At 62.0% G+C, this 22,986-nt stretch carries 21 protein-coding genes and 1 pseudogene; 15 read left to right on the top strand and 7 right to left on the bottom strand.

Annotation, left to right across the window (positions count from 1 at the left end; translation table 11 throughout):
- Positions 1 to 2: 2 nt before the first annotated feature.
- The 4 genes and pseudogenes from fusA to BHV64_RS03140 form a co-directional block, all read right to left on the bottom strand.
- On the bottom strand, positions 3 to 2,117 hold the full coding sequence (gene fusA / locus BHV64_RS03155) for an elongation factor G (RefSeq protein WP_044054305.1): 2,115 nt from the start codon (positions 2,115 to 2,117) through the stop codon (positions 3 to 5).
- Between the two features lie 16 nt (positions 2,118 to 2,133).
- Positions 2,134 to 2,585, bottom strand: a pseudogene (gene rpsG / locus BHV64_RS03150) (30S ribosomal protein S7).
- 42 nt (positions 2,586 to 2,627) lie between these two features.
- Positions 2,628 to 3,008 carry a 30S ribosomal protein S12 gene (rpsL, locus tag BHV64_RS03145; protein WP_022061192.1) on the bottom strand — a complete coding sequence of 127 codons (381 nt, stop codon included), beginning with the start codon at positions 3,006 to 3,008 and terminating at the stop codon, positions 2,628 to 2,630.
- A gap of 2 nt (positions 3,009 to 3,010) precedes the next feature.
- A complete protein-coding gene (locus BHV64_RS03140) occupies positions 3,011 to 3,346 on the bottom strand; it encodes a hypothetical protein (RefSeq protein ID WP_217727566.1) in 336 nt (111 codons plus the stop codon).
- Here BHV64_RS03140 and BHV64_RS03135 point away from each other — a divergent pair.
- Entirely contained in the window at positions 3,336 to 4,403 is a 1,068-nt protein-coding gene (locus BHV64_RS03135) for a hypothetical protein (RefSeq protein ID WP_217727567.1), read from the top strand. The two genes, BHV64_RS03140 and BHV64_RS03135, sit on opposite strands and share 11 nt — an antisense overlap.
- 90 nt (positions 4,404 to 4,493) lie before the next feature.
- Here BHV64_RS03135 and BHV64_RS03130 read toward each other — a convergent pair whose 3' ends face one another.
- On the bottom strand, positions 4,494 to 5,057 hold the full coding sequence (locus tag BHV64_RS03130) for a hypothetical protein (protein WP_168949754.1): 564 nt from the start codon (positions 5,055 to 5,057) through the stop codon (positions 4,494 to 4,496).
- A gap of 97 nt (positions 5,058 to 5,154) precedes the next feature.
- On the opposite strand from BHV64_RS03130, the gene leuS reads away from it, so the two are divergent.
- The 9 genes from leuS to BHV64_RS03085 all read left to right on the top strand — a co-directional run bounded on the left by leuS (position 5,155) and on the right by BHV64_RS03085 (position 14,584).
- Positions 5,155 to 7,911 (top strand): leucine--tRNA ligase, encoded by a 2,757-nt coding sequence (gene leuS / locus BHV64_RS03125; protein ID WP_217727568.1) that lies wholly within the window; start codon positions 5,155 to 5,157, stop codon positions 7,909 to 7,911.
- A gap of 28 nt (positions 7,912 to 7,939) precedes the next feature.
- Positions 7,940 to 8,815 (top strand): alpha/beta hydrolase, encoded by an 876-nt coding sequence (locus BHV64_RS03120; protein ID WP_229094827.1) that lies wholly within the window; start codon positions 7,940 to 7,942, stop codon positions 8,813 to 8,815.
- A gap of 287 nt (positions 8,816 to 9,102) precedes the next feature.
- Positions 9,103 to 10,188, top strand: a complete 1,086-nt coding sequence (prfA, locus tag BHV64_RS03115) for a peptide chain release factor 1 (RefSeq protein WP_015547043.1) — start codon at positions 9,103 to 9,105, stop codon at positions 10,186 to 10,188.
- A 156-nt stretch (positions 10,189 to 10,344) separates the two neighbouring features.
- Positions 10,345 to 10,647: an MGMT family protein gene (locus BHV64_RS03110; RefSeq protein WP_015547042.1), complete on the top strand. Its 303-nt coding sequence runs from the start codon at positions 10,345 to 10,347 to the stop codon at positions 10,645 to 10,647.
- A gap of 53 nt (positions 10,648 to 10,700) precedes the next feature.
- Positions 10,701 to 11,249, top strand: coding sequence for an energy transducer TonB (locus tag BHV64_RS03105; RefSeq protein WP_015547041.1), 549 nt, complete (start codon positions 10,701 to 10,703; stop codon positions 11,247 to 11,249).
- Positions 11,250 to 11,309: 60 nt separating this feature from the next.
- Complete coding sequence (menA, locus tag BHV64_RS03100; RefSeq protein WP_022062685.1) at positions 11,310 to 12,224, top strand: 1,4-dihydroxy-2-naphthoate octaprenyltransferase; 915 nt, start codon at positions 11,310 to 11,312, stop codon at positions 12,222 to 12,224.
- Positions 12,221 to 13,480: an exodeoxyribonuclease VII large subunit gene (xseA, locus tag BHV64_RS03095; protein ID WP_138265801.1), complete on the top strand. Its 1,260-nt coding sequence runs from the start codon at positions 12,221 to 12,223 to the stop codon at positions 13,478 to 13,480. Before menA ends, xseA begins: the two co-directional genes overlap by 4 nt.
- Positions 13,462 to 13,650 (top strand): exodeoxyribonuclease VII small subunit, encoded by a 189-nt coding sequence (gene xseB, locus BHV64_RS03090; protein WP_015547040.1) that lies wholly within the window; start codon positions 13,462 to 13,464, stop codon positions 13,648 to 13,650. Before xseA ends, xseB begins: the two co-directional genes overlap by 19 nt.
- A gap of 160 nt (positions 13,651 to 13,810) precedes the next feature.
- A complete protein-coding gene (locus BHV64_RS03085) occupies positions 13,811 to 14,584 on the top strand; it encodes a class I SAM-dependent methyltransferase (RefSeq protein ID WP_118406813.1) in 774 nt (257 codons plus the stop codon).
- Here the strand turns inward: BHV64_RS03085 and BHV64_RS03080 are convergent.
- Positions 14,537 to 15,439 (bottom strand): PHP domain-containing protein, encoded by a 903-nt coding sequence (locus tag BHV64_RS03080; RefSeq protein WP_015547038.1) that lies wholly within the window; start codon positions 15,437 to 15,439, stop codon positions 14,537 to 14,539. The genes BHV64_RS03085 and BHV64_RS03080 overlap by 48 nt on opposite strands.
- 2 nt (positions 15,440 to 15,441) lie before the next feature.
- Positions 15,442 to 16,098, bottom strand: a complete 657-nt coding sequence (trhA, locus tag BHV64_RS03075; RefSeq protein WP_118406805.1) for a PAQR family membrane homeostasis protein TrhA — start codon at positions 16,096 to 16,098, stop codon at positions 15,442 to 15,444.
- An 82-nt stretch (positions 16,099 to 16,180) separates the two neighbouring features.
- On the opposite strand from trhA, the gene BHV64_RS03070 reads away from it, so the two are divergent.
- The 5 genes from BHV64_RS03070 (at position 16,181) to BHV64_RS03050 (ending at position 22,976) form a co-directional block, all read left to right on the top strand.
- On the top strand, positions 16,181 to 18,382 hold the full coding sequence (locus BHV64_RS03070; protein ID WP_118406806.1) for a RelA/SpoT family protein: 2,202 nt from the start codon (positions 16,181 to 16,183) through the stop codon (positions 18,380 to 18,382).
- Positions 18,383 to 18,417: 35 nt separating this feature from the next.
- On the top strand, positions 18,418 to 19,038 hold the full coding sequence (locus BHV64_RS03065) for a GNAT family N-acetyltransferase (protein WP_147619462.1): 621 nt from the start codon (positions 18,418 to 18,420) through the stop codon (positions 19,036 to 19,038).
- Between the two features lie 163 nt (positions 19,039 to 19,201).
- A complete protein-coding gene (gene argG, locus BHV64_RS03060) occupies positions 19,202 to 20,407 on the top strand; it encodes an argininosuccinate synthase (protein ID WP_015547034.1) in 1,206 nt (401 codons plus the stop codon).
- Positions 20,404 to 21,366: an N-acetyl-gamma-glutamyl-phosphate reductase gene (gene argC, locus BHV64_RS03055; protein WP_288115552.1), complete on the top strand. Its 963-nt coding sequence runs from the start codon at positions 20,404 to 20,406 to the stop codon at positions 21,364 to 21,366. Before argG ends, argC begins: the two co-directional genes overlap by 4 nt.
- A 479-nt stretch (positions 21,367 to 21,845) precedes the next feature.
- Positions 21,846 to 22,976 carry an aspartate aminotransferase family protein gene (locus BHV64_RS03050; RefSeq protein ID WP_217727570.1) on the top strand — a complete coding sequence of 377 codons (1,131 nt, stop codon included), beginning with the start codon at positions 21,846 to 21,848 and terminating at the stop codon, positions 22,974 to 22,976.
- Positions 22,977 to 22,986: the final 10 nt, after the last annotated feature.

Genomic DNA, 22,986 nt, shown 5'->3' with positions numbered 1-22,986 from the left:
GCTTATTCTATATCCTTACGTTTACCACTCGCTTTCTCGATGATCTCCTTGGCCAGGTTGGCAGGGACCTCCTCGAAGTGCGAGAACTCCATGGACGAGGTTGCGCGGCCCGACGAAATCGTACGCAGTACGGTCACATAGCCGAACATCTCCGACAGGGGAACCTTGGCCTTCACCACGCGGGCGGTGCCTTTCGACTCCATGCCGGTAACCTGTCCGCGACGCTTGTTCAGGTCGCCGATGATGTCGCCCATGTTCTCCTCGGGGGTCACGACCTCCACGTTCATAATAGGCTCCATAATCACCGAACCGGCCTTGGGAGCCGCTGCGCGGTAACCGTTGCGGGCTGCGATCTCGAACGACAGCTGGTCGGAGTCCACGGGGTGGAACGAACCGTCGAGCAACGTGATCTTCATCGAGTCCATCTTGTAGCCGGCCAGCGCACCGTTCGCCATCGCCGAAGCGAAGCCCTTCTGCACGGCGGGGATAAACTCCTTGGGAATGTTACCGCCCTTGACCTGGTCTACGAACGTAAGGCCCATGGCGCCGTCGTCGGCGGGACCGATCTCGAAGATGATGTCGGCAAACTTACCGCGACCGCCGGTCTGCTTCTTGAAGACCTCGCGGTGCTGAACCGTCTTGGTGAGCGACTCCTTGTAGTTCACCTGGGGAGCGCCCTGGTTGATCTCCACACCGAACTCGCGGCGCAGACGGTCCACGATGATGTCGAGGTGAAGCTCGCCCATGCCGCTGATCACCGTCTGACCCGAATCCTCGTCGGTGTGCACCGTGAAGGTGGGGTCCTCTTCAGCCAGCTTGCCCAGGGCGATGCCGAGCTTGTCGAGGTCCTTCTGGGTCTTCGGCTCCACGGCCAGACCGATCACCGGCTCGGGGAAGGTCATCTGCTCCAGCACGATGGGTGCGTTCTCGGCGCAGAGCGTGTCGCCCGTGCGGATCTCCTTGAAACCTACGGCCGCGCAGATGTCGCCGGCGCCGACGGTCTCCATCGGGTTCTGCTTGTTGGCGTGCATCTGGTAGATGCGGCTGATACGCTCGCGCTTGCCGCTGCGGGTGTCCAGGATGTAGGAACCGGCATCGAGCTTACCCGAGTATACGCGCACGAAAGCCAGACGGCCTACGAACGGGTCGGTAGCGATCTTGAACGCCAGACCGCAGAACGGATCGCTCTCCGAAGCGTGGCGAACCTCTTCCTGCTCGGTTTTGGGGTTCATGCCCGTAACGGGGGGCAGGTCGAGCGGCGAGGGCAGGAAAGCCATCACGTAGTCGAGCAGTTTCTGCACGCCCTTGTTGTGGAACGACGAACCGCAGAGCATCGGGACGATCTGCATCGAGATCGTCGCCTTGCGGATCGCTGCGAGCAGCTCGTCGGCGGTGATCGAATCGGGGTCCTCGAAGAACTTCTCCATCAGCGCATCGTCGGTGGAAGCCACCTCCTCGATGAGCTTGCCGCGCCACTCGGCGGCCTCGGCCTTCATCGACTCGGGAATCTCCTTCAGCTCGAAGTTGTCGCGGACGGTCTTGTCGTCGTAATAATAGATAGCGTTATTATATATAAGGTCTACCAGACCTTCGAACTTGTCCTCGGCGCCGATAGGCAGAACGACCGGAAGGGCCGTAGCTCCGAAGTGCTCCTTGATCTGTGCGCACACCGACAGGAAGTCGGCGCCCGTGCGGTCCATCTTGTTGACGTAACCCAGACGGGGCACGTTGTACTTGTCGGCCTGACGCCATACGGTCTCCGACTGCGGCTCCACGCCGCCTACGGCGCAGAACGTGGCGATAGCGCCGTCCAGCACGCGCAGCGAACGCTCCACCTCGACCGTGAAGTCGACGTGTCCCGGGGTGTCGATCAGGTTGATCTGGTACTGGTTGCCCATGTAGTTCCAGAAAGCGGTCGTTGCAGCCGAGGTGATCGTGATGCCGCGCTCCTGCTCCTGAACCATCCAGTCCATGACGGCAGCGCCTTCGTGCGTTTCACCGATCTTGTGGGTTTTGCCCGTGTAGAAAAGGATTCGCTCCGACGTGGTGGTTTTACCGGCATCGATGTGAGCCATGATACCGATATTGCGAGTATATTTTAAATCTCTGGTTGCCATCTGTTCGGTCTCCTTATTAGAATCTAAAGTGTGCGAATGCCTTGTTGGCCTCGGCCATGCGGTGCATCTCCTCCTTACGCTTGAAGGCTGCGCCCTGCTGGTTGTAGGCATCCAGTATCTCTGCTGAAAGCTTGTCTGCCATCGTCTTGCCGGCGCGCTTGCGGGAATAGAAATCTTGCGCTCCGGACGAACCTCCATAGGAACCTGGAACGTCGCACCTCCGATACGCTTCGATTTCACTTCGACTTGGGGTGTGATGTTCTCCAGAGCCTGTTTCCAGACTTCCAGCGGAGATTTATCAGCATCCTTCATCTTCTTGCCGACGATTTCGAGCGAGTCGTAGAAAATCGTGTAGGCAATACTCTTCTTACCATCCAGCATAAGGTTGTTCACGAAACGGGTCACAGCCACGTCTCCGAACTTCGGATCCGGAAGTAGAATTCGCTTTTTTGGCTTAGCTTTTCTCATTGCTATTTAAAAATGATCTGTTAAAAACTCTCTTGTTGTTGACTACTTGCCTGCCTTGGGACGTTTGGCTCCGTACTTCGAACGACGCTGACGACGTCCGTCCACGCCTGCCGAGTCGAGCGCACCGCGCACCAGGTGATAACGTACACCGGGGAGGTCCTTCACACGACCGCCGCGGACGAGCACGATGGAGTGCTCCTGCAAGTTGTGGCCTTCTCCGGGGATGTAGGCGTTGACCTCCTTGCCGTTGGTCAATCTTACACGCGCTACCTTACGCATTGCCGAGTTCGGCTTCTTCGGGGTCGTCGTGTACACACGCGTACATACGCCTCGGCGCTGGGGACACGCAGCCAGTGCGGGAGACTTCGACTTGTCCTCCATCTTCACACGGCCGTTTCTCACTAACTGTTGAATAGTTGGCATTTCTAAAACTGTCCTTTAATTGTTAAAAAATCTATCTCCATTGTCCAAAATGGACTGCAAAGGTACGCATTTTTTCGGAAATACAATATATATGCACGTCTTTTTTCGCCATTTTCCAGGATTTTACGCCGTTTGTAATACTTTTTACTTATAGAATTTCCTGCAAAATAAATCCCGGTTATATATAAACCGACAACGGATTTATTATCAACGCCATAAACCGAATGTTCCGGGCCTTGATCCCCGGCACGGACTTTGCCCCGCAAACGGCGTGCAGACAGCCCCTCCCGACAGGAACGGCCCGAAAACAAACTGCACCGCAAAACCATGACAATCATCAGAAAACGATTCACACACACGCTTTTACCGGCGCTTCTCGCCGCATTCGCCGGCTTCGCGGCGTGCAGTTCGGACGACGACGCCCCCGAACCGCCGAAACCCTCCGGCTACGACATCTACACGGCAGGTTACACCACGCCCGCATCGAAGGCCGTCGCAACGGTCTGGAAAAACGGGCAGCTGCTCTACACCCTGACCGACGGCACGAACGACGCCTGGGCCTACGCGGTCTGCGTTTCGGACGGCACGGTCTATGCCGCCGGCTACGAACGGCAGGGCGACCGGATCGTGGCGAAGGTCTGGGAAAACGGCACGCTGAAATACACCCCGGGCGCTCCCGGCGCCGACTCGTACGCCTACTCGGTCTTCGCCGCAAACGGCAGCCTCTACACGGCCGGGAGCGAGGAGAGCGGCGGAGCCTTGACGGCGAAAATCTGGAAAGACGGCGATGCGCTCTACGCCTATTCGGTCAGCCCGGCCGTCTCGCAGGCCCGGTCGGTCTGCGTCTCGGGCGGCGACGTCTACGCCGCAGGCAGTCTGCAAAGCGGGCTCACGAAGCCGCTCGCCGTGGTCTGGAAAAACGACAAGGCGCACTACACGCTCTCCGACGGGGAGACCCCCGCCGGAGTGAACGCGCTCTGCCTTTCGGGCAGGACGCTCTACGCCGCAGGCCACTCGGGCGGCGCCGCAGCGGTCTGGAAGGACAAGGAGCTGCTCTACACCCTGACCGATGGCAGTTCCTATGCCGAAGCCACCGCCGTCTGCCGGTTCGGACACACGCTCTACACGGCGGGTTACCACACCGACGGCTTCGAGGAGGAGGGCGTCGTCTGGAAGGAGGGACAGGAGCTGTTCGACCTCTCCGACGGCCCGGGCAGCGGCTCGATGCCCTATTCGGTCGCCGTCTGCTACGACGACATATTCACCGCCGGAACGATTTTCGGCACGACGCGGACCGCCGTCGTATGGCACGGCGACGAAATCCGATACACGCTCTCCGACGGCACGGGTCACAGCGAAGCCTACTCGATGTACGTCGTCCCGCTCTACGACTGACACATCCCGCAAACGAAAAAAGGGGGCGCGCCCGAATGGCCGCGCCCCCTTTTTTCCCATGCAGCCGCACTGCGGCACGCAGACCGCCCGTCACCGGGTGATCCGAATGATCCACGCGTCGTAATAACCCTCGCCGCGCGCCGCGCCGTCGACACGGATCGGGCTGTGCACCTCCGCCTCGTAAATGCGCTCTTTGCGGTTTTTCTTCCAGACCACGTAGAGGTCGAACTCCACCTTCGTGGAGGTCCCGTCGCCCCAGTCGACCACGAACGACTGCCCTTTCAGACCATCCGTCGGATCGAATTCTCCGAAAGCGAGGTGATAGCCCTTGATCCTGTCGTACTCATTCGCCCCTTCGAGCCGCAGCGCCAGCGGCCGCGGCAGATTGGCCCGCGTCGCCGGGGCCGCAACGGCGTCCGCCGCCACTTCGTAGCGTTTTCCGCCGTATGTCACGGCGATGGGCCGGCCGAGAATCGCATCAGGCTCATCGGGATCGAGCAGATTCACGCCCGTCGCGGCGTCGGAAACGAAAAAGCAGACCGAAGGATTCACGAAATCATAGATCGGCATCTCGTATTCCACCTCCTCCGAACAGCCGGCAAGCGCACCCAGCGCCAGCGGAACACCCAGCAAAAAAACTTTAAATTTACCCATAAGCTCGCAATTTAAATCCGACATGTGCCACTCCCGGATAAAGATACGTTTTTTTTTCTATCTTTGCGGGAAAATCCGCAACAAAATTACACGACATATGGAGTACAATTTCAAGGAGATCGAGGCCAAATGGCAAAGCCGCTGGAGGGCGGACAAAACCTACAAGGTGGAGACGGACCCCTCGCGGCCCAAATTCTACGTGCTGGACATGTTCCCCTACCCTTCGGGAGCGGGCCTGCACGTCGGCCATCCGCTGGGCTACATCGCCTCGGACATCTACTCGCGCTACAAGCGGCTCAAGGGATTCAACGTCCTCCACCCGATGGGTTACGACGCCTTCGGCCTTCCCGCCGAGCAGTATGCGATCCAGACGGGGCAGCATCCCGCCGTCACGACCGAGCAGAACATCGCCCGCTACCGCGAACAGCTGGACAAGATCGGATTCTCGTTCGACTGGGACCGCGAGGTGCGCACGTGCGACCCCGGATACTACAAGTGGACGCAGTGGGCGTTCCTCGAGATGTTCTCCCATTGGTACGACCGTTCGAAACAGCAGGCGCGCCCCGTCGCGGAACTGACCGCCGCCTTCGAAACGAGCGGCACCGAGGGGCTGAACGCCGCCTGCACGACCGAGATGCACTTCACGGCCGCCGAATGGAACGCCAAAAGCGAGCGGGAGAAGGAACAGATCCTTCAGAACTACCGCCTCGCCTTCCGCGCCGACACCCAGGTCAACTGGTGTCCGAAGCTGGGGACCGTGCTGGCCAACGACGAAGTGCACGACGGACTTTCGGTCCGCGGCGGCTATCCGGTCGAGCAGAAGCGCATGAAACAATGGCTTCTGCGCGTGACGGCCTACGCCCAGCGCATGCTCGACGGACTGGACAAACTCGAATGGAGCGACTCGCTGAAGGAGATCCAGCGCAACTGGATCGGCCGCTCGGAGGGCGCCCAGGTCTTCTTCGACATCGAGAACAGCGACCGGAAACTGGAGATCTTCACCACCCGTCCCGACACGATCTTCGGCGTGACGTTCATGGTCATCGCCCCCGAGCACGAGTGGGTCGGCGAACTGACGACGCCCGAGAACAAGGCCGCCGTCGAGGAGTACATCCGCCAGACCAAAAAGCGTTCGGAGCGCGACCGCATCGCCGACACGAAGCGCGTAAGCGGCGTTGCGACAGGCTCCTACGCCATCAACCCCTTCACGAACAAAGCCATTCCGATCTACATTTCCGACTACGTGCTCTCGGGCTACGGAACGGGCGCCATCATGGCCGTTCCGGCGCACGACTCGCGCGACTGGGCCTTCGCCCGCCACTTCGGACTGGAGATCGTCCCGGTGGTCGAGGGCGGCGACATCGAGAAAGAGTCGTACGACGCCAAAACGGGGAAAGTAATCAACTCGGATTTCCTCAACGACATGGATGTAAAGGAGGCGATTCAGGTGATGTTCGCCGAAGTCGAGAAGCGCGGACTGGGCAAAAAGCTCGTCAACTACCGCCTGCGCGACGCCATTTTCTCGCGCCAGCGCTACTGGGGCGAGCCGTTCCCGATCTACTATAAGAACGACACGGCCTACCCGCTGGCGGAGGACAAACTGCCGCTGGAGCTGCCGCCCATCGAGAATTTCGGCCCCACGGCCGAGGGCGAACCGCCGCTGGCCCGCGTCAAGGGATGGGCGACGCCCGAGGGCTGCCCCTACGAACTGTCGACGATGCCCGGATTCGCCGGATCGTCGGCCTACTACCTCCGCTACATGGACCCGCACAACGACGAGGCGCTCGTCGGGAAAGAGGCGGACGAGTACTGGCGCAACGTCGACCTCTACGTGGGCGGCATCGAGCACGCCACGGGTCACCTGATGTACTCGCGCTTCTGGAACATGTTCCTCTACGACCTGGGCTGCGTCTGCGAGGAGGAGCCGTTCCGCAAGCTCGTCAACCAGGGCATGATCCAGGGGCGCTCGAACTTCGTCTACCGCATCGTGGGAACCAACAGGTTCGTGTCGCTGGGCCTCAAGGACCAGTACGAGACGCAGGCGCTCTACGTCGACGTGAACATCGTCCGCAACGACATCCTCGACCTCGACGCCTTCCGCGCATGGATGCCCGAATACAAGGACGCCGAATTCATCCTCGAGGACGGCAAGTACGTCTGCGGCTGGGCCATCGAGAAAATGTCGAAGTCGTTCTACAACGTCGTGAACCCCGACTACATCGTCGACAACTACGGCGCCGACACGCTGCGCATGTACGAGATGTTCCTCGGGCCGCTGGAGCAGTCGAAACCCTGGGACACGAACGGCATCGACGGCGTGCACAAATTCCTGCGCCGCTTCTGGCGCCTGTTCTTCGACCGCGACGGGCAGCTGTGCGTCACGGACGAAAAGGCGACCGAGCAGGAGTTGCGCACCCTCCACAAGACCATCAAGAAGGTCTCGGAGGACATCGAGAACTTCTCGTTCAACACCTCCGTGGCGGCCTTTATGATCTGCCTCAACGAGCTGGGCGAGTGTTCGAAGCGCGAAGTGCTCGAACCGCTGACCGTGCTGCTCGCCCCCTTCGCTCCGCACATCGCCGAGGAGCTGTGGGCCGCGCTCGGACACACCGAATCGGTCTGCACGGCCTCCTATCCGGTCTGCGACGAGACGCACCTCGTGCGGAACTCGTTCGAATACCCCGTGTCGGTCAACGGCAAGCTCCGCTTCCGGAAGGAGTATGCCGCTTCGATGACGCCCGCCGAGATTCAGGCCGACGTCGTCACGGCCCCCGAGGCGCAGAAATGGCTCGAAGGCAAAACCCCGAAAAAGATCATCGTCGTGCCGGGCAAGATCATAAACATCGTGATCTGACACCCCGTCACGCCTAAAATACCGATTTATGAAACGCACACTACCGCTTATCGCAACACTCCTGCTTATGACCGCAACAGCATCGGCACAGGATTACGGACAGACCGCGACCCTCAAAATCTGGGACAACACGACCGCGCCCCACAGCAACGGCATCACGACGCCGGAAACGGAAAAGGAACCCAACCGCGTACGGAACACCTCCGAAGCGACTCTCTACATCTTCCCGGCCGACAAGGCCAAGGCCACCGGCCAGGCCGTCGTCATCTGCCCGGGCGGCGGCTACGGCATGCTGGCCATGGACCACGAGGGCTACGAAATGGCGAAATGGTTCGCCGCCAACGGCATCACGGGTGCCGTGCTGAAATACCGGATGCCCAACCACCATCCCGAAGTGCCGCTGGAGGACGCCGTACAGGCCCTGCGCATCATGGCAGGACTCGAAGCGGGCGCCACGGGCTACACGGCGGACAAAGTGGGCATCGTCGGCTCTTCGGCCGGCGGACACCTCGCGGCGATGGCCTCGACGATCGGCAGTTTCAAACCGGCCTTCTCGGTCCTCTTCTACCCGGTCATCACGGCCGTGCAGGGCAAACGCCACCAGGGATCGTTCATCAACCTGCTGAGCGAGCAGCGCACCCCCGAGCAGGACGCAGCCTACTCGCTGGAGAGCCGCGTGACGGCCGACACCCCGCCCGCCATCCTGCTGCTCTCGGACGACGACAAGACCGTTCCGCCCGTCAACAGCACGCTCTACTACAACGCCCTGAAGGCGCACGGCATCGAAGCCTCGATGCACATTTACCCCTCGGGCGGCCACGGCTGGGGCATCCGCGACTCGTTCCGCTACAAGGCCCAGTGGCAGGACGCCGTGCTGGACTGGCTCCGCCGGATCAACGAATAAACAGGCCGGGCACGAACCGCGCCCCGGCAGCCGCACCCCGGCACGAACCGGAACGGCCGCCCGGCGACTACATCCCGGAGGGAATCCCGCACGAGGGGTTCCCTCCGTCGGTTTCTCCGGCCCGCGCATTGCCGTCTGCCGGTTATTTCCCATCTTTCCTTGCGAAAGAACGCCGGTCCCGAGAGAGAGCCGCTGCGGCCTTCGCTTAATTTTTTAATTCTTAATTTTCAATTCTTAATTAAATGTGTCGTATCTTTGTCCCCAAAACAAAGACACGACACATTTTTATGGCAGACAACACCATCCTGAACCGCCTCGACGGTTTGAAACTCAAATACGAGGAGACGGGGCAGAAACTCACCGACCCCGAAGTGATCGCCGACGTCAAGCAGTTCATCCAACTGACCAAGGAATACAAGGAGCTGGAGCCGATCATCGAGACTTCGGAACGCTACCGCACGGCCATCGCCAACCTCGCCGAAGCCAAGGACACGCTGGCCACGGACAAGGACGAGGAGATGCGCGAAATGGCCCGCGAGATGATCGCCGAGCTGGAGCCGCAGCTCGCACAGATGGAGGAGGAGATCAAGCTGCTGCTGATCCCCAAGGACCCGCAGGATTCGAAAAACGCCATCGTGGAGATCCGCGGCGGCACGGGCGGCGACGAGGCGGCGATCTTCGCCGGCGACCTGCTGCGCATGTACACCAAATACATCGAGTCGAAAGGCTGGCGCTACGAAATCACCTCCTCGTCGGACGGCGCCGCAGGCGGTTTCAAGGAGGTGGTGCTGAAGGTATCGGGACAGAACGTCTACGGGACGCTCAAATACGAGTCGGGCGTGCACCGCGTGCAGCGCGTGCCCCAGACCGAGACGCAGGGCCGCGTGCACACCTCGGCCGCATCGGTGGCCGTGCTCCCCGAAGCCGAGGAGTTCGACATCGAAATCTCGATGAACGACATCCGCAAGGACATCTTCTGTGCGAGCGGTCCCGGCGGCCAGTCGGTCAACACGACCTATTCGGCCATCCGCCTGACGCACATCCCCACGGGCATCGTCGTGCAGTGCCAGGACCAGAAATCGCAGCTGAAAAACTTCGACAAGGCTTTCGAGGAGCTGCGCACGCGCGTCTTCAACCTCGAATACTCGAAATACCTCGACGAAATCGCCTCGAAGCGCAAAACGATGGTCTCGACGGGCGACCGTTCGGCCAAGATCCGCACCTACAACTACCCGCAGGGGCGCATCACCGACCACCGCATCAACTATACGATCTACAACCTCGCGGCCTTCATGGACGGCGACATCCAGGATTGCATCGACCACCTGATCGTGGCCGAGAACGCCGAGCGTCTGAAAGAGAGCGAACTTTAGCCGCTTAAAAAACCCTTTTCAGGGGCAGCAGGGGCGGGATGAGCCGCTGCCGAAACCCGTTGCCCCGGGCCGTCTAAAAAACGGCTTTCAGGAGGGGGGGGGCCGGACTTGCGCCCCGGATTCGGCTCCGGCCGTTTCAGATAAACGAAACAAGCGATGAAGATTCCCGCCGATTTCGACGCCGAGATCTGGAGCGTCGTCGCAGAGATTCCCGCAGGACGGGTCGCGACCTACGGGCAGCTGGCCCGGCTGATCGGCATGCCCGGCCATGCGCGCCGCGCGGGACGGGCGCTGGCGATGGCTCCGGAGGGTCTGCCCTGCCACCGGGTCGTCAACAGCCAGGGCCGGACAGCGCCCGGATGGACCGGACAGCGGGAGCTGCTCGCAGCCGAAGGCGTCCGTTTCCGGGCCAACGGCTGCGTGGACCTTTCGGCTTCGGGCTGGGAGGAGATCGGATAGTCCGCAGGCAATATCCCGGCCCTGCCGGCCGTTTTGCAAAAAAAGATTACGGTATGAAAAGATACGCACTGCTTCTCTACATCCTGTTTCTCGCCGCAGCCGTCCGTGCCGCGACGCCCAGGCCGCAGCCCCTGTACATCGTCAACGGCAAGGAGACGTCCGAGATACGCTCGATTCCGCCCGAGGACATCGAGAACGTCGAGATGCTCCCCGCCGACGAGGAGACCATCGCCCGCTACGGCCAGCGGGCCGCACACGGTGTGATGCTCATTACGCTGCGCTACGACCGGCCGGCCTCCTTTCCCGCGGACTCCGCCTTCGGCAGCTACATCGCCCGGCAGGTGCGCTGGGACGAGAGCGAACCCACGGCGCGCGTGGTGCTGCGCTACAAGATCACGCCCGACGGCGAGACCGTCGTCCAGCAGGAGCTCGAATCGACCGACAACCGCCTCAAGCGGCGCGTGCTGAAAGCCGTGGCGGAAGCTCCGCGCTGGCATCCGGCGCAGAAGAACGGCGCGCCGGTCGAAAGCGAAGGCGTATTGAGCATCCAGCTTCCCGAGGGCCGGCGTATGCCGCGGCAGGCGGAGCTGGTCATCCGCTGACAACTCCGCTCCCGAAACCCGCAAACCTCATCTGCAAAAGCCCCTGAAAAACTCCGAAACGTGAAAACCAACTCCCTCTCCGCATGGATTCTGGCCGTCAGGCCGTACAGCCTCGGCAACTCCGTCATCCTCGTCCTGATCGGCTCCGCACTGGCCTGGACCGACCGCGGATTCCATTGGCTTCCGGCCGTGCTGTGCCTCGCATTCGCCCTGCTGATGCAGTGCACGGCCAACCTGGTGAACGATCTCTGGGACTTCCTGAAGGGGGCCGACCAGCCCGACCGGCTGGGTCCCGACCGCGCCTTCGCCAAAGGCTACATCACCCTCGGGGCCATGAAGGCGGGCATTGCGGGATTCACACTCGCGGCCTGCGCCGCGGGCGTCGCGCTGCTCGTCTGGGCGCTCCACGCAGGCGCGCTCCGCTACGGAGGCTGGGAACTCGTTGCCGCAGGCGCCGCCTGCATCGTCTTCGCCTGGTTCTACACCGCAGGCCCTTACCCGCTGGCCTACCACGGACTGGGCGACGCCGCGGTCATCCTCTTTTTCGGACTGGTCCCCGTGGGATTCACCTATTACATCCAGACCGGCGCGTGGACCCCAGAGGTTCTCGTCGCCGCGCTGGCCTGCGGCCTCGTGATCGACACGATGCTGATGATCAACAACTTCCGCGACCGCGAGGAGGACGCCCGCTGCAACAAACGCACGATCGTCGTCTGCCTCGGCGCAGGCGTCGGCCGCTGGGGTTATCTCGCCCTGGGAACCGCGGCCGTCGCGCTGTGTCTCACGCTGCTCTTCGCAGGCCGCACGTGGGCCGCCCTGCTTCCCCTCCCCTACCTCGCCGCACATATCTCCACATGGCGCAAGATGGTGCGCATCGACCACGGCGACGCCCTGAACGTCTGTCTGGGTGAAACGGCGCGCAACATCCTGCTGTTCGGAGCCTTGTTCACCCTCGGAATTCTGCTGGGCCGATGACTGAATCACAACACATTACCCTGCGCGAGTTGCAGCGCCGCGTGAAGTCGGCGCTCGAAGGGCAGTTCGCGCTGCCCCTCTGGGTGAGCGCCGAGATTTCGGAAATCAAGGTCAACTACTCGGGCCACTGCTACCTGGAACTTGTGGAGAAGGGCGGCGACAACGGCGTGCCGACAGCGCAGGCCCGGGCCGTCGTGTGGCGTTCGAACTACCCCCGCATCGCGGGCTATTTCGAGGCCGAAACGGGCCAGCGGCTCGCCGCGGGCATCAAAATACTGGCCAAGGCGCTGGTCACCTACCACGAACTTTACGGCTTCTCGCTCCAGATCACCGACATCGACCCCTCCTACACGCTGGGCGACATGGAGCGGCAGCGGCAGCAGACCATCGCGCAGTTGCAGCAGGAGGGCGTCTGGGACATGAACCGCGAGGCGCCGATGCCGGCCGTCGTGCAGCGCGTGGCCATCGTGTCGAGCGCCAACGCCGCCGGCTATCAGGACTTCTGCAAGGAGCTGGCCCGAAGCCCCTACCGTTTCGAGCTGACCCTGTTCGACGCCTTCATGCAGGGCGAAGCGGCCGAGGAATCCATCATCGAAGCCCTGTGCAACGTCGCGGCCCGGCCGGAAAAATTCGACGCCGTGGTGCTGATCCGCGGAGGCGGGTCGAGGAGCGACCTCAACTGCTTCAACGCCTACCGCCTCTGCGCCCACGTGGCGCAGTTCCCGCTGCCGGTGGTGACGGGCATCGGGCACGACAAGGACACCAGCGTGGCCGACATGGTGGCCCACACGGCGCTCAAGACCCCGACGGCGGTGGCCGGATGGCTGGTCGAACGGATGGCCGAAACCGACGGGTGGCTCGACTGCGCCGCCCTGCAACTGAACGACATGACGAAGGCCGCGATGCACGCCTCGGAGGTGCGTCTCGAACGCCTCTCGGGCGAAGTGCGGCGGCTGAGCGGCGAACTCCTCACGCGGCAGACGCTGCGTCTGGAACATTTCACAGAGCTGCTGCCCGACGCGGCGCGCGACTTCCTCGCGCGGCAGGGCGTGCGGCTCGGCAACGCCGCGGAACTGATCGCCGGACGTTCGCCCGAACGCATCCTCCGGCTGGGATTCGCCGTCCTGCGCGCCGGAGGCCGTGCCGTGACCTCGGCCGGAAGCGTCGCGGAGGGCGAGCAGGTCGAAATCGAGGTCTCCGACGGCAAGATAGACGCAACCGTAAATTCCGGAAAAATATGGCAAAAAAAGAAGTGACCTACGCCGAGGCGATGGGTGAGATCGAGAAGATTCTCGCACGCCTGCGCAACGAAGAGATGGACGTGGACAGCCTCGCCGCCGAGGTGAAGCGCGCCACGGAGCTGATCGCCTCGTGCAAGGCGCGGCTGCGCAAGGCCGAAGCCGACGTGAACAAGATTTTAGAGTAATCCCGCTGCATGCGTAAAATCCTCCGCCAGCCGCTCCTGAATGCGGCCGTTGCCGCCTGCGGCGTCATTGACAAATCCGACCCCACCCCGACCCTCCCCCGGGGAGGAAGATGGCGTACGCTCCGGAGGGTCGGCACAAAAAACAGATAGTCGCGCAATGATAAAACAACTGATCAAATTCTCGCTCAACCACATCCCGCGCCCCGTGCTGCAACGCATCGCGGGATGGGCCGTACCCGTGGCGGGGCTCTTCTACAAGGGGCGCGGAGCCGAATGCCCCGTGTGCGGCGCGAAATACCGGAAGTTCATGCCCTACGGCTACGTGCAGCCGCGGCCCAACGCGCTGTGTCCCAAGTGTCTGTCGCTGGAGCGGCACCGCCTGCTGTGGCTCTACCTGACGCGCGAAACCGATCTCCTGACGGCCTTTCCGCGCACGCTGCACATTGCTCCCGAGGTCTGTATCATGCGTCACCTCAAGCCCCACTTCAAGTCGCATCCGGGGCAGTATGTCACGGCCGATCTCGAAAGCCCGCTGGCCGACCTGCATTTCGACGTGCAGCAGATCCCGCTGGCCGACGGTTCGGTGGACGTGGTGATCTGCAACCACATCATGGAGCACGTCGCCGACGACCGGCGGGCGATGCGCGAACTGCACCGGGTCCTCAAACCCGGCGGCTGGGGCATCGTCCTCTCCCCGGTGGACAGGGACTACGAGCAGACCTACGAGGACGACTCGATCACCGATCCCGACGAGCGCACGCGCATCTTCGGGCAGTACGACCACCGGCGCATCTACGGCGCCGACTATGCCGACCGCCTGCGCCAGGCGGGTTTCCAGGTCGCGGACATCGACTACGCCGCAACCTTCACCGAGGCCGAGCGTAGGCTATACGCCCTGCCGGCCGATCACATGTATGTGGTTTACAAAGTCTGACAGGCGGCCGTCGAAACGGCTGTCAGACGGGAATCGCCCGACGGCGATCCGGGGCTTGGTCTTGCCGTGGAAATCGCTTCCGCAGGTCATGGAAGCGCCTTTGGAGAGGGCCAGCGAGGTGAAATAGACAGCCTGTTCGGGGGTGTGGTAGTTGTTGAAGACTTCCAGTCCCGCGGCCCCGCGGTCGAGCAGCCGCCCGGCGGTCTCCTCCCGGCCCCGGAAATTCAGCCCCGGATGCGCCACGACGGGCACGCCCCCGTTGTCGCGGACCAGCTCCACCGCATCGCGGTAATCCATATACTCCACGGGCACGAACGCCGGACGGCCCTGTGCGAAATAATCGAGGTAGAAGTTGATGTAAGGCATGTCGCTCCGCTCGCCGCCCTCCATATAGGGCCGCAGCGGGGGCGTATGGCAGTTCGCGTCGGAGAGCATCACCTCGGCGATCAGTTCGCCCGTCGGCGGTTTCCCGTCGGCGGCGGCCAGCACCGCACCGGCATCGACCCGGAAGCCCAGTTTCAGCAGGTTGTCGACCATGGCCCCGAACGACGCCATGACTTTGGCGGCAACCTCCTCCTCCAACCGCGCGAAATCCGCCGAACGCCAGTCGATGCCGTAGCCCAGCAGATGCAGGTCCGTCCCCCGGTAGTTGCAGTCGATCTCGATGCCGGGGACGAACCCGATGCCCCGCTCCCGGGCCAGCCGGGCGGCCTCGCCGACGCCCCGCACCGAGTTGTGGTCGGTCAGCGAAAAGGCGTCCAGCCCGCGGGCGGCGCACAGACCGACGATTGCGGCGACGGGAAGCTCCCCGTCGCTGCTGTATCCGGAATGGATGTGGAGGTCATATGCGGCCATAATCAGTAGAGGTAAAACACGATCCCGGCGAAGTGCGCCGCAACCGCGAGGTCGATCAGCAGATGCCACACCATGTGGTGGTAGCGGAAGCCCTTGCGGGCGTAGAACCACGCGCCGAGCGTATAGAGCACGCCGCCCAGCGCGATCAGCGCCACGAGGGGCGTCGAAGCGTGGCTGATGAACAGCGGCAGGAAGAAGACGATCGTCCAGCCCATGACCAGGTAGATGGTCAGACTGACGGCCGGTATCGACTTTCGGGAGAGCGACTTGTAGAACACCCCGAAAATCACCATCGCCCATTGCAGGACGGTGATGAACACCCCCTGCCAGCCGCCGATGACCGACAGCGCGATGGGCGTATAGCTGCCCGCGATGGCGACGTAAATGAAAATATGGTCGAGGATGTGGAAAACCTCCTTGTGCTTCGACTGCGGGTTCATCGAGTGATAGAGCGTCGAGGCGAGGAACATCAGGAAGATCGAAATGACGAAAACCGACACCGACACCGAGGCCAGAACCCCGCCGGGGTCATGCGCATAGGCCCACACGGCGGCGAAAGGAAGGGCCAGCAGCGATAACAGCGACATCACGCCGTGGGACACGGCATTGCCGATTTCCTCGCCTACGGTCGGCACGTAAACTGCCTTTTTCTTGTCCATAACACAACTGTTCAATTGTACATGCCAAATTTATGAAAAAATTTCATATCTTTGCGAGCATAGGTCATCTGGTTAGGTAAAAATGGACTTTTCACGGTACGAAAAACTCCGCACGCTCGTGCGCGCGAATTTCTCGGAGCAGACCCGGGCACTCGTCGACGAGGCGCTGGAGTATGCCGACGGGAAACTCGCCGGACTGGTGCGCTACGACGGCTCGCCCCTGCTGGAGCATGCCGCCGCGGTGGCTTCGATCGTGATCTCGGAGGTGGGCCTGGGCCGCAACTCCACCATCTCGGCGATCCTGCACGACGTGGTGCGCCTCGCTCACAAGCAGCTGCCCGCCGAAGAATTCCTCGCCCTGAGCGCCGACATCCGCAAACGCTTCGGCGATCAGGTCGTGGGCATCACGCTGGGTCTGGCCAACATCTCGGAGCTGAAGCTCAAGGTGGCCAAGGAGCAGGCCGACAATTTCCGGGACCTGATCGTGAGCTACTCCGAAGACCCGCGCGTCATCCTGATCAAACTGGCCGACCGGCTCGAAGTGATGCGTTCGCTCGAAATGTTCCCCCGCGAAAAGTGGCGCAAGAAGAGCTGGGAGTCGATGAACCTCTACGCCCAGATCGCCCACAAGCTGGGTCTCTACTCGATCAAGAGCGAGCTGGAGGACATCGCCCTGAAATACCTCGAACCGAAGGATTACGAGCACGTCGTCACAAAACTCGAAGAGAGCGCCGAGGAGCGCAAGGCCTTCATCGGGCGGTTCCTCGTGCCGATCGAGCAGCGGCTGAACCGCCTCGGCATCAAATACCACATCAAGAGCCGCACCAAATCGATCTTCTCGATCTGGAACAAGATGCACAAACAGCACGTCCCGTTCGAGGGCGTCTACGACATCTTCGCCATCCGCATCATCATCGACTGCCCGCAGGAGGCCGAGAAACAGCTCTGCTGGACGGCCTATTCGGTGGTGACGGACTTCTACACGCCCAATCCCAAGCGCATGCGCGACTGGATCTCGATCCCCAAGTCGAACGGCTACGAGTCGCTGCACACCACCGTGTCGGCCGAAGGCCGCTGGGTCGAGGTGCAGATCCGCACCGAGCGCATGGACGCCGTGGCCGAGCGAGGCATCGCCGCGCACTGGCGCTACAAGGGCGTCAACCAGGGGGCGCAGACCAGCGAAATGTGGCTGGGACATCTGCGCGAACTGATAGAGGACACGACCCACTCGCTGGCGCAGCGTTTCGACGCCAAGCCCGCGTCGGGCGAAATCTTCGTCTTCACGCCCAACGGCGACCTGCGCAAACTCCCCGAGGGGGCCACGCTCCTCGACTTCGCCTTCGACATCCACACCTCGCTCGGATCGACGTGCGTGGGCGGACGGGTCAACGGCCGCGCCGTGCCGATCCGCGAACAGCTGCGCAACGGCGACATCGTGGAGATCACCACCCAGAAAAACCAGACGCCCAAGTCGGACTGGCTGTCGCTGGTGGTGACCTCGAAGGCCCGCAACAAGATCAAGTCCTACCTGCGCGAGGAGCAGGCCAAGCACACGCGCATGGGACGCGAGGAGCTGGAACGCAAACTCAAGAACTGGAAATTCGCCATCACGATCGACGAGGCGGTGGCTTACCTGGCCAAATACTTCAAACTGCGCCTCGGCACGGAGGTCTACGCGCTGATCGCCACCCAGAAGCTCGACTTCGGGTCGATCAAGGAGATCCTCTCACGCCACCTTTCGGGCGAAGCCGAAGAGGAGCGCCGCGCCGCGGCCGCCGAAATCGAACGCCAGAAGGCCGCGCTGCACGGCACGCAGGAGAAGGCCGCTCCGCAGGACGCGCTGGTGATCGACGACGACATCTCGAAAATCCAGTACAAGCTGGCCAAATGCTGCAACCCGATCAAGGGCGACGACGTGTTCGGATTCGTGACGATCAGCGCGGGAATCACCATCCACCGCTGCGACTGCCCCAACGCCAAGCGCATGCGCGAGAACTACCCCTACCGCGTGATCGACGCCCGCTGGCGGCAGTCGGCCGAAGGGGCGTTCCGCGTCACGATCCGCATCGTGGCGGCCGACACCACGGGCATGGCCAACCACATCACCGAGGTCATCGTCCGCGATCTCAAACTGGGCATCCGCTCGATGAACTTCGCACCCGCCGGGAACGGCTGCGTGGCGGGAGAAGTGGCCGTCGAAGTGCCCGGTACGGCCGTCGTGGACACGCTCATACACCAGATCATGCGCATCAAGGGCGTGCAGCGCGCCTACCGCGTCAACTAATTCCGCAAACAACTTTTTACCCACACAAACGATAAATGAATAACAACACAATCAGCGTCGTTTTCGCCGACCCGTCGCACGCACATTACGCACCGCGTATTTGCGATCTGATCTACGAGTCGGCCCTGCAGCGGGGTACGGGCATCGCCAAGCGGTCGCCCGAATACATCGCCGCAAAAATGACCGGTGGCAAGGCCGTCGTGGCGCTGGACGGTGAAAAACTGGTCGGGTTCAGCTATATCGAGTGCTGGGGTCACGGCGACTTCGTCGCCACCTCGGGACTTATCGTCGATCCGGAGTACCGCCATATGGGACTCGCGGAACAGATCAAACGACGAACCTTCGAGCTGGCCCGACGACGATTCCCGTATGCCAAGTTATTCAGTATCACCACGTCGCTGCCGGTTATGAAGCTCAACTCGCGAATGGGCTACGTCCCCGTGACCTTCTCGGAACTGACCGAAGACGAGGAGTTCTGGCGCGGCTGCGAAGGCTGCTGCAACTACGACATCCTGCAACGCAACAACCGCCGCATGTGCCTCTGCACGGGCATGCTCTACGACCCGGCCAAGGAACCGCCCGCGAAACAGTCGCGGCTGGCCCCCTACCGGATGTTTTTCCGGAACAAAGTAAAAAAACTGTTCCACCTGAAATAACGGAAAATATCATTCGAGACAACCCGGTCGCGTCGCGACAAGTCCCCTCCGAGGAGGGGATTCAGGGGAAGGTCAGAATTGCAAACGACGCCGAAGGCGGCGACAACGACCGGAGGATTTGCACTCCGGCAGCATGAATAAAAAAACAAAAAAACAGAATATCATGGAAACCAAGAAGAAAGTGGTTCTGGCGTTCAGCGGCGGTCTGGACACCTCGTTTTGTGTAAAATACCTCTCCGAGGAGAAGGGTTACGACGTTTACACGGCAATCGCCAACACGGGCGGGTTCTCGAAACCCGAACTCGAAAAGATCGAGAAGCGCGCCATGGAGCTGGGCGCCACGGCACACGCGACGCTCGACATCGAGCAGGAGTACTACGAGAAAAGCATCCGCTACATGGTCTTCGGCAACATCCTGCGCAACGGGACCTACCCCATTTCGGTAAGTTCGGAGCGCATTTTCCAGGCCATCGCCATCATCGAATACGCCAAACAGATCGGCGCCGACGCCGTGGCCCACGGTTCGACCGGCGCGGGCAACGACCAGGTGCGCTTCGACCTGACGTTCCAGATCCTCGCCCCCGAGATCGAGATCATCACCCCAACGCGCGACATGACCCTGACGCGCGAATACGAGATCGACTACCTCCGCAAGCACGGCATCACGGCCGACTACAAGAAGATGGAGTACTCGATCAACAAGGGGCTGTGGGGAACCTCGATCGGCGGCAAGGAGACCCTCCACTCGGAGCAGACACTCCCCGAGGAGGCCTATCCGAGCCAGATCACGGCCGAGGGCGAGGAGCGGCTCAAACTCACCTTCGAGCAGGGCGAGCTGGCGGCGGTCAACGGCACGCCCTACACGGACAAGGTCGAGGCCATCCGCGCCGTGGAGGCCATCGGGGCGAAATATGGCATCGGCCGCGACATGCACATCGGCGACACGATCATCGGCATCAAGGGCCGCGTGGGCTTCGAGGCCGCCGCGCCGATGCTGATCATCGCCGCGCACAAGATGCTCGAAAAACACACGCTGACCAAATGGCAGACCTACTGGAAAGACCAGGTGGCGACGTGGTACGGCATGTTCCTCCACGAAGCGCAGTACCTCGAACCGGTGATGCGCGACATCGAGGCGATGCTCCTCTCCTCGCAGCGCAACGTGACGGGAACCGTGGAGCTGATCCTGCGGCCGCGCAACTATACGCTCGTGGGCGTCGACTCGACGTTCGACCTGATGAAGACCGACTTCGGCGAGTACGGCGAGGTCAACAAGGCGTGGACGGCCGACGACGTGAAGGGATTCACGAAGATCCTCGGCAACCAGATCAAGATTTTCTACAACGTCCAGAAACGCAACAAGAAATGATCCGGGTCGGCATCATCGGAGGCGCCGGGTACACCGCCGGCGAACTGATCCGCCTGCTGGTGAACCATCCGCAGGCGGAGATCGCCTTCGTCCACAGCACTTCGAACGCGGGCAACCGCCTCGCGCAGGTGCACGGAGGACTGGAGGGCGACACCGGCATGCGGTTCTGCGACGCGTACGACCTCGGGGCGATCGACGTGCTGTTCCTCTGCTCGGCCCACGGGCAGAGCCGGGTCTGGATGGAAGAGAACACGATCCCCGCAGGCGTGAAGATCATCGACCTGGCGCAGGATTTCCGCGACGAGTCGTGCGGATTCGTCTACGGGCTTCCGGAGCTGAACCGCGAACGCATCCGCCGGGCGGAGCGCGTGGCCAACCCGGGCTGTTTCGCCACGGCGATCCAGCTGGCGCTGCTGCCGCTGGCCGCCGCGGGGCTGTTGCAGGACGAGGCGCACGTGACGGCGGTGACGGGTTCGACGGGCGCAGGCGTAAAACCCTCGGCCACGACCCATTTCAGCTGGCGGTCGGACAACATTTCGGTTTACAAGGCCTTCACGCACCAGCATCTCCTGGAGATCGGGCGCAACCTGCGGCTGCTGGAGCCGTCGTTCGACCGCGAAGTGAACTTCGTGCCGATGCGCGGCGACTTCACGCGGGGCATCCTGGCGAGTGTCTACACGGCGTGTCCGCTCGACGGCGAAGCGGCATCGAAGCTCTACGCCGACTTCTACGCCCCCTCGGCATTCACCCGCGTCACGGAACGCGACGTGAACCTCAAGCAGGTGGTCAACACCAACAAGGCGTTGCTCCACACAGCCAAATACGGCGGGAAACTGCACGTCGTCTCGGTCATCGACAACCTGCTGAAAGGGGCGTCGGGACAGGCCGTGCAGAACATGAACCTGATGTTCGGGCTGGACGAAAAGGAGGGTTTGCGGCTGAAAGCCTCGGCATTTTAATCCGGACCGGTGTTATTCACGGCGTACCACCGTGGTTTACACTACCTTTTGGTGGCAACCGACGCACGCAGCACGAGCAGAGACCGCTTGCGGGCTATGCCGTGCCAGAAGGAGGAAAACGAGCGCAGCGAAGTTAAAAGCACCAAAACCGCTTCCAGAGGCGATGGCCGGATGCGCGTTTCCGATTCGGTTGCTGCGCCTCTTCTCACGCCGCCTCTGGCGGCGAATGAATCCGGCCCGATGCCGAGCCGTCAAACGAAGTCCCGGCTAAAAGCGCAGGCGTAAGACGCCTGTTTTATGAATGTTCGCGCAGCCCCCTAAAACCCGCCTTTTAGGCGGGCGCCCGGAGCCAGCGTTAGCCGGGACGGCATAGGCAGAGGCATCCGTCGGAGAGCTTTTGGTACTTTTTGCGGCCAAAAAGTACAAAGAATTTCGCGGTCAAAGACTGCGATTAAGACAATAAATGTAAATTTGTACATATGGAACTTTTCAACGTATATTCGTTATATCCGATCGAACCGGTGAGGGGCAAGGGCTGCTACGTCTACGACGCGGCGGGAACCGAGTACCTCGACCTTTACGGCGGCCATGCCGTGATCTCGATCGGGCATGCGCAGCCCGACTATGTGCGGGCCGTGCAGGAGCAGGTCACACGTCTCGGATTCTACTCCAACTCGGTCGAGAATTCGCTTCAGGTGAAGTTGGCGGAGAGACTGGGCCGCATCTCGGGTTACGACGACTACCGCCTTTTCCTCTGCAACTCGGGGGCCGAGGCCAACGAGAACGCCCTGAAACTGGCGTCGTTCCACACGGGCCGGTCGAAGGCGCTCGCCATCTCGAAGGCCTTCCACGGCCGCACGTCGGGAGCCGTCGCCGTGACGGACAATCCGGCGATCTCGTCGCCCTTCAACCGCACGCCGAACGTGGAGTTCACCCCCCTGAACGACATCGGGGCGATGCGCGCGAAGCTCGCCACGCGGGAGTTCGCGGCGGTGATCGTCGAGGGCATTCAGGGCGTTGCGGGCATCCACTGCCCGACGGACGAGTTCCTGCGCGCCGTGCGCGCCGCGGCGACCGAGACCGGGACGCAGCTGGTGCTCGACGAAATCCAGTCGGGATACGGCCGCACGGGCCGCTTCTTCGCCCACCAGGCCGCCGGCATCCGCCCCGACCTGATCACCACGGCCAAAGGCATGGCCAACGGATTCCCGATCGGCGGCGTGCTCATAGCGCCCCACTTCGAGGCGCGTCCGGGGCTGTTGGGAACCACCTTCGGCGGCAGTCACCTGGCCTGTGCGGCGGCCATCGCCGTGCTGGAGGTGATCGAGCGCGACGCTCTGGTGGAAAACGCCGCCGAGATCGGCGACTACCTTCTGGCCGAACTGCACAAGATCGGCGGACTGAAAGAGGTGCGCGGACGCGGCCTGATGATCGGCATAGAGATCGACGGATCGGGTCCGGAGCTGCGCAAGAAACTGCTTTTCGACAAGCACATCTTCACGGGCGGGGCGGGAGCTTCGACCGTCAGGCTGCTGCCGGCGCTGTGCTTGACAAAAGAGATGGCGGACCGCTTCCTCACGGCGTTCGACAAGGTGAAAGGTGAAAGGTGAAAAGTGAAAG

Origin of the sequence: Alistipes sp. 56_sp_Nov_56_25, from assembly GCF_001915285.1 — a bacterium.
Lineage (GTDB): Bacteria > Bacteroidota > Bacteroidia > Bacteroidales > Rikenellaceae > Alistipes > Alistipes shahii.
The sequence above is the reverse complement of the archived record's forward strand: the minus strand, read 5'-3'. Positions and strand labels throughout refer to the sequence as shown.

Excerpts from the sequence above, each read along its gene's own strand:
- trhA (WP_118406805.1), bottom strand. The coding sequence starts at position 16,098 with ATGGACAAGAAAAAGGCAGTTTACGTGCCGACCGTAGGCGAGGAAATC.
- rpsL (WP_022061192.1), bottom strand. The coding sequence starts at position 3,008 with ATGCCAACTATTCAACAGTTAGTGAGAAACGGCCGTGTGAAGATGGAG.
- BHV64_RS03105 (WP_015547041.1), top strand. The coding sequence starts at position 10,701 with ATGAAAAGATACGCACTGCTTCTCTACATCCTGTTTCTCGCCGCAGCC.
- argC (WP_288115552.1), top strand. The coding sequence starts at position 20,404 with ATGATCCGGGTCGGCATCATCGGAGGCGCCGGGTACACCGCCGGCGAA.
- BHV64_RS03120 (WP_229094827.1), top strand. The coding sequence starts at position 7,940 with ATGAAACGCACACTACCGCTTATCGCAACACTCCTGCTTATGACCGCA.
- BHV64_RS03050 (WP_217727570.1), top strand. The coding sequence starts at position 21,846 with ATGGAACTTTTCAACGTATATTCGTTATATCCGATCGAACCGGTGAGG.
- BHV64_RS03080 (WP_015547038.1), bottom strand. The coding sequence starts at position 15,439 with ATGGCCGCATATGACCTCCACATCCATTCCGGATACAGCAGCGACGGG.
- leuS (WP_217727568.1), top strand. The coding sequence starts at position 5,155 with ATGGAGTACAATTTCAAGGAGATCGAGGCCAAATGGCAAAGCCGCTGG.
- BHV64_RS03070 (WP_118406806.1), top strand. The coding sequence starts at position 16,181 with ATGGACTTTTCACGGTACGAAAAACTCCGCACGCTCGTGCGCGCGAAT.
- BHV64_RS03135 (WP_217727567.1), top strand. The coding sequence starts at position 3,336 with ATGACAATCATCAGAAAACGATTCACACACACGCTTTTACCGGCGCTT.
- BHV64_RS03130 (WP_168949754.1), bottom strand. The coding sequence starts at position 5,057 with ATGGGTAAATTTAAAGTTTTTTTGCTGGGTGTTCCGCTGGCGCTGGGT.
- prfA (WP_015547043.1), top strand. The coding sequence starts at position 9,103 with ATGGCAGACAACACCATCCTGAACCGCCTCGACGGTTTGAAACTCAAA.
- xseA (WP_138265801.1), top strand. The coding sequence starts at position 12,221 with ATGACTGAATCACAACACATTACCCTGCGCGAGTTGCAGCGCCGCGTG.
- fusA (WP_044054305.1), bottom strand. The coding sequence starts at position 2,117 with ATGGCAACCAGAGATTTAAAATATACTCGCAATATCGGTATCATGGCT.
- BHV64_RS03110 (WP_015547042.1), top strand. The coding sequence starts at position 10,345 with ATGAAGATTCCCGCCGATTTCGACGCCGAGATCTGGAGCGTCGTCGCA.
- argG (WP_015547034.1), top strand. The coding sequence starts at position 19,202 with ATGGAAACCAAGAAGAAAGTGGTTCTGGCGTTCAGCGGCGGTCTGGAC.
- BHV64_RS03065 (WP_147619462.1), top strand. The coding sequence starts at position 18,418 with ATGAATAACAACACAATCAGCGTCGTTTTCGCCGACCCGTCGCACGCA.
- BHV64_RS03140 (WP_217727566.1), bottom strand. The coding sequence starts at position 3,346 with ATGATTGTCATGGTTTTGCGGTGCAGTTTGTTTTCGGGCCGTTCCTGT.
- xseB (WP_015547040.1), top strand. The coding sequence starts at position 13,462 with ATGGCAAAAAAAGAAGTGACCTACGCCGAGGCGATGGGTGAGATCGAG.